Source organism: Herbaspirillum huttiense (assembly GCF_047300815.1).
GTDB lineage: Bacteria > Pseudomonadota > Gammaproteobacteria > Burkholderiales > Burkholderiaceae_D > Herbaspirillum > Herbaspirillum huttiense_A.
The window spans coordinates 4,045,591-4,058,805 of sequence record NZ_CP178608.1 but is presented as its reverse complement, the minus strand read 5'-3'; the positions used below and the strand labels follow the sequence as shown (position 1 = coordinate 4,058,805).

Sequence of the window (13,215 nt, the reverse complement as noted above, 5' to 3'; positions counted from 1 at the left end):
CTCGCAGCCGATGTGAAGATGCAGGCGCGGAGGCGGCGGCCCGACCCGTCAACCCGCCGGCCCTGCGCCGGCTGCTGGAGAAACCATGAACATTCGCGCAAGAAAACGCCTGATCTATCGCCGTCACCGCATCGGCATGCTCATCGCCGCCATCGAATCCCTGATCGCCCTGGAAGAATCGATCCTGGAAGGCAAGCAGGCTGCCTGAGCGACCTGTCCTCGGCGTACCAGCTTCCTGAAACCGGCCCCCGTGGCCGGTTTTTTCTTGGGGTGCGGCCAGGTCACGGGGCCTGCCGCGCTGTGGCACAATCGCCATCCCCCGTGAACGCGATTGTGCAGCCATGTGCGTCAACTACAAGCCCACCCCCAAGTCCATGATCACCGCGCTGACCGGTGCCGATACCGCCGCCACGCCCGACTGGCCGGAGGAGACCTGGCAGGACTACGCCGCCCCGGCGGTGCGTGCCGGCCTGGAGGGCGAGCCCGAACTCATCGTGGCCACCTACGGCATGATGCCGCGCCGCAAGCTGCAGGCCGGACTGCAGATCTCCACCATGAATGCGCGCGCCGAGACCATCGCCGAGAAGCGCAGCTACGCCGGCCCGTGGCGCCAGGCCCAGACCTGCCTGTTGCCCATGCAGTGGTTCTATGAACCCAATTACGAAAGCGGCCGCGCCCAGCGGTGGGCCATCGGCATGGCCGACGACCAGCCATTCTGTGTGGCCGGCCTGTGGCGCGCCTGGGAAGAGGCTGAAGGCGGGTATGCATTTTCGTTTACCCAGATCACCATCAATGCCGACGACCATCCCTTGATGAATCGTTTTCACAAGCCCGGCGAAGAAAAGCGCAACCTCGTCATCATCCCGCGCGCCCACTATGCCGACTGGCTGCATGCCGGCCACCCCGAGCGGGCGCGCGAGCTGCTGCTGAACTATCCCGCCGGCGACATGAAGGCCTGGCCCGCGCCCAAGAGCGAACCCGATGGCCGCGCTCAGCAGGGCGCGTTCCTGTTTTGAATTTCCCTCGCGGCGCCGGGCTTGTCCTGCCGTTGTAAAGAATTGTTGACCTTGCTGGTGATTTTCTGTGAAATTGCGCGGTGGCATGTTGCCGTCCGCGCTTGAAGGACATGCCACGGGTCACGTCATCATCACAACATCAGGGGAACGGGGCATGGGGATCATCAGGTCAGGCAATACGGGGCGGGCATGCAGATGGGGCGGCGTATTGCTGGCCAGCGCCTGGGTACTGGGGCAGGGCAGTGCGGCGGCCCAGGAGGCCACGGCCAGCCAGGCCGGCATCGTCAAGGTCCTGCAAGGCGACGTGCGCGCCGAGCGCAGCGGCAAGAGCCGCCCCTTGTCCGCCGGGGAACGGCTCTACGCCGGTGACCGCGTGGTCACCGCCGCCGCCAGCTCGGTCGGTTTTACCTTGCGGGACGATACGCTCATCTCCCTCGGCTCCAACAGCCAGTTCCTGCTCGAACAGTTCGCCTACAACGAAACGACCGACGAAGGCAGCATCGCCGTGCGCCTCTCCAAGGGCACGCTGCGCTACGTCTCGGGACTGATCGGCAAGCGGTCCCCGCAGAGCCAGTTGCTCTCGACCCCCACGGCCACCATCGGCATCCGTGGTACCGACTTCATCGTGGAGGTGGCCGGTGAATAAAGCCTGGATGAGTTGCGCCGTGATGGCGCTGGTGGCCCTGCTGGCAGGATGCGCGGGCCCCAAGGAGCGTTTCGTGCTGCTGCCGCAGGCCGACGGATCGGCCAGCAGCATCTTGGTCAAGACAGCCAGCGGCGAGACCGCGCTGAGTTCGCCCTATGCGGCGGTGGAGACGCGCGGCGGCAAGCCCGAGCCGACCCAGACCCTGTCGGCCGCCGAAGTGGAGCGCCGCTATGCCGAGGTCATGCGCAGCCTGCCGGCGCGACCGCGCAGCTACGACCTGTTGTTCGAACTGGGTACCGATCGTCTTACGCCGGCCTCGCAGGAATTGCTCAAGAAGGCCATCGCCGAGATCAAGGAATTTCCCGCCGGGGAATTCATCCTCACCGGCCATGCTGACGCCATCGGCAGCGATGCCAGCAATGATGCCTTGTCCCTGCGCCGCGCCCGCCTGATCGAGCGCGAACTGCAGCGCGCAGAGGTCAAGGCCCTGAGCATCGAAGTCATCGGCAAGGGTGCGCGCGATCCGCGCGTGCCGCAGAAACGCGGCGTGGCCGAGCCGCGCAATCGCTTTGTCGAGATCAAGATAAGGTGAGCACACCAAGTGGCCCGGTGGCCGCAGCGATTTCGCTGGGGCTGCCGGGCGCGCTGTACGTACCTGTTTCGGGAATAAATGCTTTGCGAGCTATCCAATAGCTCAGCAGTAGAGTGTGTGCGATACAACTAGGAAATTTCCTGATATTGCGGCAATGATATAAAACATAAGATCACGCCATCGACCCGAACCTCCTACGCAAGGACGCATGGCCATGATCCACACTCTTCTTCACTACGGCAGTTATGCCGCCGCGTTTTATGCCGCCTATGTCGTGGTCGGGATGGCGGTCTCGGGCGTATTCCTGTGGCGCATACTGCGGCAGCCTCAGGTGCGCGTAGTGCCAGCCATGCTGCCCGCGCCTGCCGTACCGGAAGAACTGCCTTCGGGCTTGCAGTAACGATGAGGGAGCCCGGTTGCACATTTCCGTCAGGATATGTGCGAAGCGCGGGCCGATCGGCACGCATACAAAAACGCGCCGTCCCTTTATCGGGGAAGCGGCGCGCGGGCCTAGCGATCAGGCTGCCTGTTGAAGCGAATCAGCTGGTTCAGCTGTTCTTGTGGCTTTGCTGGCCGGCCTTGACGTGCTGCTCATGCGAGCCGCCCCGGGTGGAATCACCCTGCTGCTGGCCACTGCCGCTGCTGCTTTGATTCTGCTGGTCATTCTTGTGGCTCTGCTGTCCGGCTTGCACATGCTGTTCATGTGATCCGCCACGGGTGTTGCCACCCTGCTGCTGGCCGGAAGAACCGCTGCTCTGGTTCTGCTGGTCGTTCTTGTGGCTTTGCTGTCCCGCCTGGACGTGCTGTTCATGCGATCCGCCACGGTTGCTACTGCCTTGCTGCTGGCCGGAAGCGCTGCTGCTCTGGTTCTGCTGGTCATTCTTGTGGCTTTGCTGGCCGGCCTGAACATGTTGCTCGTGGGAACCACCGCGGGACCCGCCTTGATTCTGATTCGACATGATTTCACTCCTTGATGAATGCCCTGCGCTCATGCGCAGTTCTTGCATCATCGCGCCTGGGTTCAGGGCCGGGGATCGGTGAAGCTCCCTTGATGGTGTCGGTGTCGGCTGTCGGACGGGTAGCGTCTTCGTTACCACTGGCGGCCGAGCTGAAGCAAGCCTGGCGCGGCCGTCTTACTGCACGCCTTCCACCGTGGAGAGCAGTCGGTCAAAGGAACAGGGTTTGGTCAGCAGGGCAGAAAATACATCCAGCGCCTGCCAGGAGTTGGTCATCGGCGTGGCGCTGAGCAGCACCACCGGAATGCCCGAGAAGCGCACATCGCCCTTGATGCGGGTGGCCAGTTCGAGTCCATCCATGACCGGCATGCGCAGATCGGTCAGGACTACATTGACCGGGTCATGAGCGCAGGCCATGACCTGCAACGCATCTTCGCCATTGGCGGCTTCGAGCACGCAATAGCCCACGCCCTGGAAGACTTCCGCAAAAATGCTTCTGACATCCTTGTTGTCTTCCACGATCAGCAGGGTGCGAGCGCGATTGCTCGGATTCATGAAGCGATCTCCGGGTGGATTGGCTACGTCCTGACACCAGAACGAACGGCTCCAGGATTATGTGACTGAAATTGAAAAACTTGCATCAGTCATTTCCTGAATCGCGGGAAAAACGCGCTGACAGCATCGTAAGAATATGCGCTTCACCTGCGTGTCAGCCCGCGCACCGCTAGAATGTGCATTTCGTCGACCTGCGCGGGCGGCCGGGCAGGGCGGCGGCATTGGTGAGAGCTTCCCACAACCACACCCTTACTTCACAAGGATCCGCGATGTCCCTGGAAAGCCTGCTGCTGTTCATCCCTTCCTGCTTTGCGCTGAACATGGCTTTCGGGCCCAACAACCTGCTCTCCATCACCATCGGTGCGCATCATGGCTTGCGCCCTGCGCTGCTGGCGGCTGCCGGGCGCCTGGTAGCGTTTGCCTTGATGATCGGGGTGGCGGCACTGGGCATGGGGGCCTTGCTGATGGCCTCGCAGATGGCCTTCACGGTGGTCAAGCTGCTGGGTGCGGCTTACCTGGTCTGGCTGGGATGCAAGCTCTTCCTTGCCAAGGCCCAAGTGAGTGGCCAGCGCCTCGAGCCGCAGCAGGGCATTGCCGGCTATGTGCGCAAGGAGTTCCTGGTGGCCATCGGCAACCCCAAGGCCATCCTGGTGTTTACGGCCTTCTTCCCGCAGTTCGTGGTCCCTGAAAATTATTTATCCAGTTTCCTCACCTTGGGGGCGATTTTCCTGGCGCTCGAACTGGTGGCCATTGCGGCCTATGCCTACGCGGGAACGCGGCTCAAGGGCCTGCTGCAGGATGCGCGCGGTTTGCGCTGGATGAACCGCATCAGCGGCGGCATGATGATCTTCTTCGGGATGGTACTGGCGCTGGCCAAGCGACCGGCGGCATGAGCCGCCGTGCTTCCCGGCTTACGGGAAAGTCAGCTCCAGGCCGAGCATGCGCGAGATGAACATGGTGCCCACGCCCAGGACCACCAGCGACACCACGAAGATCACGGCCACCTTGCCGCTGGCGCGCAGCACGGCGCGCTGTTCCGCCTGCTTGCCCTTCCTGCCCTGGTCGTAGTGCCATTTGATGGCGTAGAACATGCCGATGCCAAGCACGGCCACCTTGAAGATGATGAAGACGATTGGAACCCAATCCATGATGTCTGGCCTTCGATTCGCTGGGAGATCAATCCGGTGCCAGCTTTGCGAATCTGAAAGTAGCAGAGGTGAATCACTGTCTCGGTAACAGTGTCCTGTGCATTCTAACCAAGGCCTTGTATGCGGGTCCAGCAGACATGATCCATACAAGCTGACAGGCCGGCTTTGTCGGCCTGCACGGCATCTGCCGTCATGCTCATCGCGTTTTTCCTGATGCGCTGGCAACGAACGTCCAGGCAAGTTACCATGCGGCCCGTATGGCAACAAGACAAAAAAAGGCAGCCCCGCGCAAGCGGGCCACCTCAGGCAAAAGCAAGCAGAAGCGATCGGGACCCTTCCGCCGTTTCCTGATTTCATTCACCAGCACGACGATCCTCGTCTTCAGCATTGCCAGTTGCGTATTGAACCCGCAGCTGGCCGATGGCCTGCGCGAGCGACTCAGTCTGCCGCACCTCGACCTGCCCGCCGAGGACCTGCCCGCCCCGGCGCGGCACGCTGATTCCGCACACGCCACCGTCACGCGCTTTGCGCAATGCCCGCAGTTCTTCCCGGGCGCACATCCGGCGCAATTGCCTGCGGGGCCGCATTTGCGGGAGCTGTGTTTCAGCGCGTTTGCCGTGCTCTACAACAGCCAGACCAAGACCCCCTTGGTGGTCGTGGAGCGCCTCAATCGTGCCGCGCTGGTGCATGCGCGCGAGCAGCACCGCACCGACCGTTTCTACCCGGAGGCTCGCTTGCCGCGCGCCGAGCGTGCCGAACTGGAGGACTACCGGGGATCGGGCTATGCGCGGGGCCACATGGCGCCGGCCGGCGACATGTCCACGCCGGAGGCGATGGCGCAGAGCTTCTCGCTGGCCAATATGGTGCCGCAGAACCAGAAGCACAATTCCGGACCGTGGTCCAAGGTCGAGCGTGATACGCGCAAGTACGTCATGCGCGCGCAGGGTGATGTCTTCGTGTTTACCGGCCCTTTGTTTGACGCCGCACCCAGCACCATCGGGGGCGGCCATATCGCGGTGCCGTCGCGGATCTTCAAGCTGGTGTATGACGCCAGCAATGGACGGGCCTGGGCGTATATACAGGCCAATCGCGCCGATACCGTGGTGGAAGCGCCGATGGATTACGCGGGCTTCGTGCGCAGGACGGGATTGCAATTGCTGGGGCAGGGTGGGGGTGCGGCCGCATCGTGAGCAGCATGCCAGGTAATTCGGCTGAATTACGGCAAAAAATCATTTTTACTCACACGATTGAAAGCAGGGTTTCTTCCCCATACTGCCATGGCTTAGACGTCTCCCTCCGAACACGTAGATCGAAGCATGACCTCACAAGGAACCAATGCGATGATGATTTCCGGCACCCAGGCCACGACACTGGCAGCAGCAGCCAAGCTGAGCTCGACGGCGCCCCAGGCCGCAGCAGATTCAGATAAAAGACAGGCTGGCGATTCGACCAAGGTCACGATTTCCTCCGAAGCTCTGCAGCAAGCCAGCGTGGCCGGAGCGCAGACCGATGAGCTTGCCAGCCCGTATCGCCTGACGGGTCCGGCCACCCTAGTGAGCTCCCTGAACCCGGTCGTTTATCAGATGCCGGAAAACCTGATCAAGGAGATGGAGGTCCGTGCCAAAGAGGAGGCGGCCCGCAACGCAGTGAGCGCGCAGTACGCAAGCGAGCATGCCTATCAGACGGTCGGGCAGGTGCTGGTCAACGGCCAGCTGTTTGCCGAGGTCAATGATGCAGGCGGCTATGGCTCAGTCAAGAATTCCATTCCTGGCCTGAGCGAAGCCCCGTTGAATCCGCAGCAGCGACTCGAAGAGATCGCCCAAGCCGTGAAGGGGCAGGGCAAGGTAGAAATCAGGACTTCCGATTTCCTGCCCGGCCTGGGTGGCGGGGGTGGTCCGGGCGCGCCGGAATCCATGCTGCCGGCTTTCACGGCACGAAGCATGCATGAAATCTTCGCCGAGGCGATGGAGGCGGCCGGGCGTTTGCGCTCCGGCACGTTGCCGGCGCCGGGGTCTGAACATTCCTAGATTCTCCTGGGTGCGCGGGAGTATTAGCTGATTCGGAATACTGGCTTTCCATTTGGCAAAAAAAATTAAATCAAGAATTCTTGTTGAAGTTGTCACAGGCGGCATCGTCCAGCCGTCTTGAGTGCAGCGGGATATTGAATTTTCATCCGCTCCATTCAACTTCAAGGAAGGATTCATGAAACGTCCAAATTGGTTTCACATTTCCGGCGAGGGCGCCAAGGCTGTTGGCGCGCTTCATCATTACGTCACCACCAGCACCGGCTTGCCCGATGAGTTGATCCATCTGGTCTTCTTGAGGGTGTCGCAGATCAACGGATGCGCTCACTGCATCGACATTCACACGCGCGACCTGATCAAAGGCGGGATGTCGTTTGAGAAGGTGGTTCTGGTGCCGGTGTGGGAGGAAGCAGGCTATCTGTTCACCGACCAGGAAAGGGCGGCGCTGGCCTGGGCAGAAGAAGTGACGCTGGTCAGCCAAACGCATGCGTCCGACGATGCCTATGCTGCGGCTCTGGCCGTCTTCGGCGAAAAGCCTCTGGTTGAACTCACCATCGTGATCGCCACCATGAATGCCATCAATCGCATGGGCATCAGTTTTCGCATGAAGCCGCTGGCGAAGGCCTAGCATTGTTTGTGGTAACAGGCCTTTGGCAAGCATGGCCAAATGGACAAAGGGGTTTCAGATGAATGTCTGGAGCCCCTTTTTTTTGTCTGGTGCTCATGGGCGGTAGTGCCTTTGGGTTTCTCAGGCATTTCCTGATGCTCGGAGGAAAGCGGTTGCACTATGCTTGAGCTCAATATCTTCTGGGAGGCAACGATGAGCATCACAGCTTTAGCCGTCAGCCATCACATGGTCCTGGTCAAGAACGTGGCCTATCTCTCGGTCAGCGGAGTGGAATTCAGTGACAGGATGCGCACGGTCCTTTCGAACGCAGTTGCCCACATCAGCTTTTCCGGCAGTGTCAACGAGGCGCAAGCAAGATTGATGCTGCGCACTGCGGTGGAAGAGGAATTGGCCGACCCGCGGATAGAACATCCACGCTATGCGCAGGCCCTGAGTTGCGCCAGGGAAATGCTGGCGGGTGAGCTCATCCCCGCTTGATCCTTGCTCGCCGGGCTTGACAGCCGGGATGCGCCATAGCGTATGCAGTGCATTGATCCCGTCGTGGCACAGGAAATCGCTGAAGATTTGTCGATCAAAAATCGCAAATCCTCGTGATTACTCGAACTGATCGTATGTTTGCTTTGATCCAAATCAACTTTGGATGTTTTATTTTCAAATATTTTTTCGGTTAGCGGGAATTTCCTGATCGTTGAGATAGGGTAATGCTCCATAACTATTAAGCGTGTTTTTCAATTCTCGTGGGGGGAGTATGAAGAATCTCAAAATTGGTCAGCGTCTTACCTTGGGACTGGCTGCTGTCATCTTTTTGCTTGTCTGTGTCGCCGGGTTCGGTCTTCGGCAAATATCGTCACTGAATGACCGGATAGAATTCCTGACCTCAGTGGATGAGGGGAAATTGAAGGCGCTTGCCAAGACGCAGTTTGGCATCACGTTGCGTGCCATTGCTGCGCGCAATCTCACTCTCATTACTGATCCGGCTTTGCAAAAGAACGACGCCCTTCTGGTCGCCAAGACGCAAAAGGATATCAATGACGGGCTGGCGGAATTGAAACGATTGGTGGCCGAGTCGGCAGCTTCTGATGTCGAACGTCAGCTTCTCGAGCAACTGGCCGATCTCGAAAAGCAGTATTACCCGGTGGCGGTAAAGGTGGTAGAGCTCGCCCTGGCCTTGAAGAATGACGAGGCGCGAGTTGCCCTGAACAAGGAGTGCATGCCGATTCTTCAGTCGGTCATTACGCACGTTCAGAAAATCAACGATTACCTCTATCAAAACTCCCAGGAAAACGCAGCCGCAGCCGAACGCGCCTATGCACAGGCGAAATTGACGATGGCCGGTATCAGTGCGCTGGCATTGGTCGTCGGGATGTTGATCGCCTGGCAGCTGACCCGGTCGATCGCAGTACCTTTGGCGGGTGCGGTAGAGATTGCCCGCAAAGTGCGCGACGGCGACCTCACCAGCCGCATCAGCGTGGATAGCCGCGATGAAGTAGGCGAGCTGGTCGGCGCGTTGAAAGATATGAATGAAAGTCTGGCCGCCATCGTCACCGATGTTCGCGAGGGCACACACACTATTGTCGCGGCTTCCGGAGAAATACAACGCGGAACCGTCGACCTGTCGGCGCGTACGGAACAGCAAGCCAGTTCGCTGGAAGAAACCGCGTCCGCCATGGAGCAGCTTACGGCCACCGTCAAGCAGAATTCCGAGAACGCGGGTCAAGCCAATCGGCTGGCCAACGATGCCTCGAACATTGCGGCCGAGGGCGGCGAAGCCGTTGCTCTTGTGGTCGATACGATGAGAGCCATCAGCGGTTCATCCCGCGAAATCGTGGAAATCATCAGTGTCATCGACGGTATCGCGTTCCAGACCAACATCCTTGCCTTGAATGCCGCAGTGGAAGCAGCCCGGGCGGGCGAGCAGGGGCGAGGCTTCGCTGTCGTGGCAGCAGAGGTGCGGGCGCTGGCCCACCGGTCCGCCAGCGCTGCGAAGGAAATCGAGGCATTGATCAACCAGTCGGTGACCAGGATTGCCACTGGCGAGCAACAGGTGAACCAGGCCGGCGCGACGATGGGCAGGGTGGTCGAAAGCATCAAGAACGTCTCGGGCATCGTCCAGGAAATCAGCGTTGCCAGCGCCGAGCAGACGCGAGGACTTGAGCAGATCAACCAGGCCATCGCACAAATCGATGAGGCGACGCAGCGAAACGCCGCACTCGTCGAAGAAGCTTCTGCTGCATCGTCAACGATGAAGCAGGAAGCAGCTTCGCTGACACAGCTGGTCAGTACCTTCAAGCTGTCTTCGACGGCCGGACCCGTCGTGGTCGATATCCCGCAACGTCAGTTCGAAACACTGCCAGCTTGAAGAAGGCCTCATCTTGATGCCTATGCAGTCGGCGGCTGTGCGTTAGTGCAGCCGTCCAGCAGGCATCCCCTCCACACGCTCATTGTTCTTCAGCGCAAGAGCAAGACATTTCCATCTTCAAAAAACCATCATGGACAATTTTCAAAAAGAAATCGATGAGCGCACGAACCTGACCTCCACCAACAAATTCGAACTGTTGCTCTTCCGTGTCGGGACCCCGGACGGCTCCACCGACAGGCCTGGAGAACTTTACGGCATCAATGTTTTCAAGATCCGGGAAATCGTTCCGATGATGCCCATCACTGCGGCTGCGGGCATGACGCCGCCGATGATGGGGATGGTCAATATTCGTGGCCAGGTGATGTCCGTAGTGGACTTGTCGGCGGTCACAGGTTGCACGGCCTCGCAAGGGCTCAATATTCTTCTGATTACGGAATTCGCCCGGCATACCCAAGCCTTTGCGGTTGAATCGGTGGAAGAAATTGTTCGCCTGGACTGGAGCCAGGTGCTGCCCGCTGGTGCCCACGCTCCGGGCGGGTTGGTGACCAGCATCGCGCGAATGGATACTGAGCGCGACGGAGGCCGCCTGGTGCAGGTCCTGGATGTGGAGCACATCCTGAACCTGGTCTCCCCGATGAAGGAATCGATCGAGCCGAGCAAGGGTGGTGTCCGCCCGGTCACGTTGAAGCCAGGTACTGTCGTGCTGGCCGCCGATGATTCCCGAGTGGCACGCGCATTGATAGAGCAGTGCCTCAAGGAATTGAATCTTCCGTTCATCATGGCCACCGATGGGCTCCAGGCCTGGAACAAGCTGCAGCAGCTGACTGCCGAAGCCGAGGCCGAGGGCAAGTCGGTCACTGACAAGGTGGCGATGGTGCTGACGGATCTTGAAATGCCGGAGATGGATGGTTTTACCTTGACCCGCAAAATAAAAGGTTCTGACAAATTCAAGCGCCTTCCCGTGGTGATCCACTCATCGCTGACCGGGGCCGCCAACGAGGATCACGTGCGCTCTGTCGGGGCGGATGGATATGTCGCCAAATTTGCGCCCAGTGATTTGGCCGCGATGTTGGGGAAGGTGCTGCCTGCATAGGGTTCATTGCGTGGCAATCTTTCAAAAACGGCAGCAAGCTTCAAAAGGCTTGCTGCCACTGCGCCTGTTCCTTCAGCAGCCTATACGGTAGGAACAGTACCTCCATCTATCCGAACCTCGGTCCCGGCGATCGACGCGGATCTCGGGGATGCCAGGAAAGCGATCAGATCAGCGACCTCATTGGGTTTCGCTGGCCGTCCTGCGGGAATGCCTCCCAGCCACTCCATGATGATTTTCTTGCCGCCCTCGTAGTCTGTGCCGGCATGCGCCGCCGTGCGCTGCGGAAATGCTACCGATGCTTCGGTCTCGATCCAGCCAGGTGCAACGCTGAGCACGCGAACTCCCTTGGGGGTTACCTCTCTGGCCAGCGCCTTGCTGTAGGTCGAGAGAGCCGCTTTTGCAGCGGCATAGGCCGTCGTTGAGTCTGGCAAAGGCAGCACGCGCTGGATGGAGCTGACGTGGATGATGACCCCCGACCCTTGGTCCAACATGCCCGGCAACAGCGCACGGTCCATGCGTACGGCCGGCATCAGGTTCAGGTTGAGTTCGGCGAACCAGTGCTCATCACTGATCGCGGCGAAACCGCCCCCGGGTGTCTTCGATCCGCCGAGCACGTTGATGAGGATATCCACGCCCCCCCACTGCTTCAACACCGTCTCGGAAAAACGTCGTGTGCCCTCTGCCGTGGACAGGTCGGCCGCGACGTAGGTCACGCCCTCGGCCGAATGCTGGGGCAAGCTACGGGCCGATGTGGCCACCCGTGCGCCAGCCTGCGCAAGGGTTCTCACGACGGCGGCGCCGAGACCCTGTGTACCGCCGGTCACCACGGCGCGCAGGCCGCTCAGGTAGAGGTCAAAGCTCATGCCGTGATCTCCAGCGATGCGATCAGGCCTCGTTCGAGGCCAAAGCGGTAGGACAGCACAATCGGACTCCCGGGGAAGTTGCCGGTGACGTTGGCGCGAACGCATTGGAGGTCTCCCTCCTGCTGGATGTCCAGGGGCACGCTGGTCGGACCGTACTGGGCCGATGCCTTGGCCAGGAAGGCGGTGATCGCCGCGACTCCGGTGTAGGTGTGGCCGTCATCTTTCATGACGGCCTGCGCCGTGAAGCAGCGCGCCAGCGCTTCAGGATTGTGTTCGGCCGCGAAGTACGCGGCGATTGGGTGGGGCAGGATCAAGGTGTTCACGTTGGTTGGCTCCATACGGTCAATAAGGCCACAGGATGCGCGTCAAAGTGAATTTAGTTACTATCCCTTAATCTTGATGAACTATGTAGTAAAAAATACATAATGCGCGGATCCGATTTTAACGAATTGAAGGCATTCGTGGCCGTGGTGGAGCGCCAGAGTTTTGTGCGTGCGGCGGAGCATCTGGGCCTGTCGCCGTCGGCACTAAGCCAGACCATCCGGCAGCTCGAAGAGCGCATCGGCGCCCGTCTTCTGAACCGCACCACGCGCAGCGTCGCGCCCTCGGCCAGCGGAGAGCTGCTCTATAGCCGCGTGGCGCCGCTGTTTCGGGAAATGGCTGCAGCCGTCGCAGAGGCAAGCGAGGCCACCGGAAAAATGAGCGGCACGTTGCGCATCAACACATTGGGGATTGCCGCGAGAACCGTCATTGCGCCTCGGCTGGCGCGCTTTCATCGAGCGAACCCTGGCGTGGTGCTCGACATCGTGGTTGACGACACGCTGGCCGATATCGTGGCGGGTCGCTTCGATGCGGGGATCCGCGTGGGTAACCGGGTCGAGAAAGACATGGTGGCCATCCGCCTGACTCCTGACCTGAAGATGGTTGCCGTGGCCTCTCCAGACTACCTCGCGCGCCGGGGGATCCCCAGGTCTCCTGCGGATCTGCATGCGCATACGTGCATCAACTGGCGGCTGCAGACGGACGGCAGGCATTATCGCTGGGAGTTCAAGAAACGAGGCCGGCAAGTCGAGGTCGCGGTGGAGGGGCCCGTCGTGACCAATCATGCTGACATCGGCATTGCTGCGGCGCTGGACGGGCTTGGCATTGCTTATCACTTTGCGCGGGATGGCGTGGATGAACTGCTGGCCCAGGGGCGGCTGGTCCAGGTGTTGGCGGACTGGTCGATATCGCGGCCGGGATTGTTTCTCTATTATCCGAACAGGCGGCACCGGCCGGCGTTGCTGGGGGCGTTCATTGATTGTTTGCTGGATCGGGATACGGTTGATTGACGCT

18 protein-coding genes are annotated in these 13,215 nt (G+C 60.3%); 13 read left to right on the top strand and 5 right to left on the bottom strand.

Features of this window, described 5'->3' with window-relative positions:
• The first annotated feature begins 85 nt into the window (after window positions 1-85).
• From ACLRDN_RS18595 to ACLRDN_RS18575, 5 genes are all read left to right on the top strand, one after another.
• Window positions 86-208 (top strand): hypothetical protein, encoded by a 123-nt coding sequence (locus tag ACLRDN_RS18595; RefSeq protein ID WP_255475323.1) that lies wholly within the window; start codon window positions 86-88, stop codon window positions 206-208.
• Window positions 209-341: 133 nt separating this feature from the next.
• A complete protein-coding gene (locus ACLRDN_RS18590) occupies window positions 342-1,016 on the top strand; it encodes an SOS response-associated peptidase (RefSeq protein ID WP_413457493.1) in 675 nt (224 codons plus the stop codon).
• A gap of 154 nt (window positions 1,017-1,170) precedes the next feature.
• Window positions 1,171-1,662: a FecR domain-containing protein gene (locus ACLRDN_RS18585; RefSeq protein ID WP_413457492.1), complete on the top strand. Its 492-nt coding sequence runs from the start codon at window positions 1,171-1,173 to the stop codon at window positions 1,660-1,662.
• A complete protein-coding gene (locus tag ACLRDN_RS18580) occupies window positions 1,655-2,254 on the top strand; it encodes an OmpA family protein (RefSeq protein WP_413457491.1) in 600 nt (199 codons plus the stop codon). Before ACLRDN_RS18585 ends, ACLRDN_RS18580 begins: the two co-directional genes overlap by 8 nt.
• 214 nt (window positions 2,255-2,468) lie before the next feature.
• Window positions 2,469-2,654, top strand: a complete 186-nt coding sequence (locus ACLRDN_RS18575) for a hypothetical protein (protein ID WP_413457490.1) — start codon at window positions 2,469-2,471, stop codon at window positions 2,652-2,654.
• 148 nt (window positions 2,655-2,802) lie between these two features.
• Here the strand turns inward: ACLRDN_RS18575 and ACLRDN_RS18570 are convergent, their stop codons facing one another.
• Window positions 2,803-3,213 carry a hypothetical protein gene (locus ACLRDN_RS18570; protein WP_413457489.1) on the bottom strand — a complete coding sequence of 137 codons (411 nt, stop codon included), beginning with the start codon at window positions 3,211-3,213 and terminating at the stop codon, window positions 2,803-2,805.
• 174 nt (window positions 3,214-3,387) lie between these two features.
• The gene (locus tag ACLRDN_RS18565) at window positions 3,388-3,765 is read right to left on the bottom strand and encodes a response regulator (RefSeq protein ID WP_413457488.1); all 378 of its coding nucleotides are present in this window, start codon (window positions 3,763-3,765) and stop codon (window positions 3,388-3,390) included.
• A gap of 269 nt (window positions 3,766-4,034) precedes the next feature.
• Between ACLRDN_RS18565 and ACLRDN_RS18560 the strand changes: the two genes are divergently transcribed.
• Window positions 4,035-4,658 carry a LysE family translocator gene (locus ACLRDN_RS18560; RefSeq protein ID WP_413457487.1) on the top strand — a complete coding sequence of 208 codons (624 nt, stop codon included), beginning with the start codon at window positions 4,035-4,037 and terminating at the stop codon, window positions 4,656-4,658.
• Window positions 4,659-4,676: 18 nt separating this feature from the next.
• Here the strand turns inward: ACLRDN_RS18560 and ACLRDN_RS18555 are convergent, their stop codons facing one another.
• Entirely contained in the window at window positions 4,677-4,913 is a 237-nt protein-coding gene (locus ACLRDN_RS18555; protein WP_413457486.1) for a hypothetical protein, read from the bottom strand.
• A gap of 257 nt (window positions 4,914-5,170) precedes the next feature.
• Between ACLRDN_RS18555 and ACLRDN_RS18550 the strand changes: the two genes are divergently transcribed.
• The 6 genes from ACLRDN_RS18550 (at window position 5,171) to ACLRDN_RS18525 (ending at window position 11,017) form a co-directional block, all read left to right on the top strand.
• Entirely contained in the window at window positions 5,171-6,103 is a 933-nt protein-coding gene (locus tag ACLRDN_RS18550) for a DNA/RNA non-specific endonuclease (protein WP_413457485.1), read from the top strand.
• Between the two features lie 126 nt (window positions 6,104-6,229).
• Window positions 6,230-6,940 carry a hypothetical protein gene (locus ACLRDN_RS18545; protein ID WP_413457484.1) on the top strand — a complete coding sequence of 237 codons (711 nt, stop codon included), beginning with the start codon at window positions 6,230-6,232 and terminating at the stop codon, window positions 6,938-6,940.
• 175 nt (window positions 6,941-7,115) lie between these two features.
• Window positions 7,116-7,565 carry a carboxymuconolactone decarboxylase family protein gene (locus tag ACLRDN_RS18540; RefSeq protein ID WP_413457483.1) on the top strand — a complete coding sequence of 150 codons (450 nt, stop codon included), beginning with the start codon at window positions 7,116-7,118 and terminating at the stop codon, window positions 7,563-7,565.
• Window positions 7,566-7,724: 159 nt separating this feature from the next.
• Window positions 7,725-8,042, top strand: coding sequence for a hypothetical protein (locus ACLRDN_RS18535; RefSeq protein WP_413457482.1), 318 nt, complete (start codon window positions 7,725-7,727; stop codon window positions 8,040-8,042).
• Window positions 8,043-8,313: 271 nt separating this feature from the next.
• The gene (locus tag ACLRDN_RS18530; RefSeq protein ID WP_413457481.1) at window positions 8,314-9,924 is read left to right on the top strand and encodes a methyl-accepting chemotaxis protein; all 1,611 of its coding nucleotides are present in this window, start codon (window positions 8,314-8,316) and stop codon (window positions 9,922-9,924) included.
• Window positions 9,925-10,054: 130 nt separating this feature from the next.
• A complete protein-coding gene (locus ACLRDN_RS18525) occupies window positions 10,055-11,017 on the top strand; it encodes a chemotaxis protein (RefSeq protein WP_413457480.1) in 963 nt (320 codons plus the stop codon).
• Between the two features lie 80 nt (window positions 11,018-11,097).
• On the opposite strand, the gene ACLRDN_RS18520 is transcribed toward ACLRDN_RS18525, so the two are convergent.
• A complete protein-coding gene (locus ACLRDN_RS18520; protein ID WP_413457479.1) occupies window positions 11,098-11,880 on the bottom strand; it encodes an SDR family oxidoreductase in 783 nt (260 codons plus the stop codon).
• Entirely contained in the window at window positions 11,877-12,203 is a 327-nt protein-coding gene (locus ACLRDN_RS18515) for a nuclear transport factor 2 family protein (RefSeq protein ID WP_413457478.1), read from the bottom strand. Before ACLRDN_RS18515 ends, ACLRDN_RS18520 begins: the two co-directional genes overlap by 4 nt.
• Before the next feature lie 102 nt (window positions 12,204-12,305).
• On the opposite strand from ACLRDN_RS18515, the gene ACLRDN_RS18510 reads away from it, so the two are divergent.
• Window positions 12,306-13,211 (top strand): LysR family transcriptional regulator, encoded by a 906-nt coding sequence (locus ACLRDN_RS18510; protein WP_413457477.1) that lies wholly within the window; start codon window positions 12,306-12,308, stop codon window positions 13,209-13,211.
• Window positions 13,212-13,215: the final 4 nt, after the last annotated feature.

Excerpts from the sequence above, each read along its gene's own strand:
- ACLRDN_RS18545 (WP_413457484.1), top strand. The coding sequence starts at position 6,230 with ATGACCTCACAAGGAACCAATGCGATGATGATTTCCGGCACCCAGGCC.
- ACLRDN_RS18555 (WP_413457486.1), bottom strand. The coding sequence starts at position 4,913 with ATGGATTGGGTTCCAATCGTCTTCATCATCTTCAAGGTGGCCGTGCTT.
- ACLRDN_RS18565 (WP_413457488.1), bottom strand. The coding sequence starts at position 3,765 with ATGAATCCGAGCAATCGCGCTCGCACCCTGCTGATCGTGGAAGACAAC.
- ACLRDN_RS18575 (WP_413457490.1), top strand. The coding sequence starts at position 2,469 with ATGATCCACACTCTTCTTCACTACGGCAGTTATGCCGCCGCGTTTTAT.
- ACLRDN_RS18560 (WP_413457487.1), top strand. The coding sequence starts at position 4,035 with ATGTCCCTGGAAAGCCTGCTGCTGTTCATCCCTTCCTGCTTTGCGCTG.
- ACLRDN_RS18550 (WP_413457485.1), top strand. The coding sequence starts at position 5,171 with ATGGCAACAAGACAAAAAAAGGCAGCCCCGCGCAAGCGGGCCACCTCA.
- ACLRDN_RS18540 (WP_413457483.1), top strand. The coding sequence starts at position 7,116 with ATGAAACGTCCAAATTGGTTTCACATTTCCGGCGAGGGCGCCAAGGCT.
- ACLRDN_RS18525 (WP_413457480.1), top strand. The coding sequence starts at position 10,055 with ATGGACAATTTTCAAAAAGAAATCGATGAGCGCACGAACCTGACCTCC.
- ACLRDN_RS18520 (WP_413457479.1), bottom strand. The coding sequence starts at position 11,880 with ATGAGCTTTGACCTCTACCTGAGCGGCCTGCGCGCCGTGGTGACCGGC.
- ACLRDN_RS18510 (WP_413457477.1), top strand. The coding sequence starts at position 12,306 with ATGCGCGGATCCGATTTTAACGAATTGAAGGCATTCGTGGCCGTGGTG.
- ACLRDN_RS18595 (WP_255475323.1), top strand. The coding sequence starts at position 86 with ATGAACATTCGCGCAAGAAAACGCCTGATCTATCGCCGTCACCGCATC.
- ACLRDN_RS18590 (WP_413457493.1), top strand. The coding sequence starts at position 342 with ATGTGCGTCAACTACAAGCCCACCCCCAAGTCCATGATCACCGCGCTG.
- ACLRDN_RS18535 (WP_413457482.1), top strand. The coding sequence starts at position 7,725 with ATGCTTGAGCTCAATATCTTCTGGGAGGCAACGATGAGCATCACAGCT.
- ACLRDN_RS18585 (WP_413457492.1), top strand. The coding sequence starts at position 1,171 with ATGGGGATCATCAGGTCAGGCAATACGGGGCGGGCATGCAGATGGGGC.
- ACLRDN_RS18530 (WP_413457481.1), top strand. The coding sequence starts at position 8,314 with ATGAAGAATCTCAAAATTGGTCAGCGTCTTACCTTGGGACTGGCTGCT.
- ACLRDN_RS18570 (WP_413457489.1), bottom strand. The coding sequence starts at position 3,213 with ATGTCGAATCAGAATCAAGGCGGGTCCCGCGGTGGTTCCCACGAGCAA.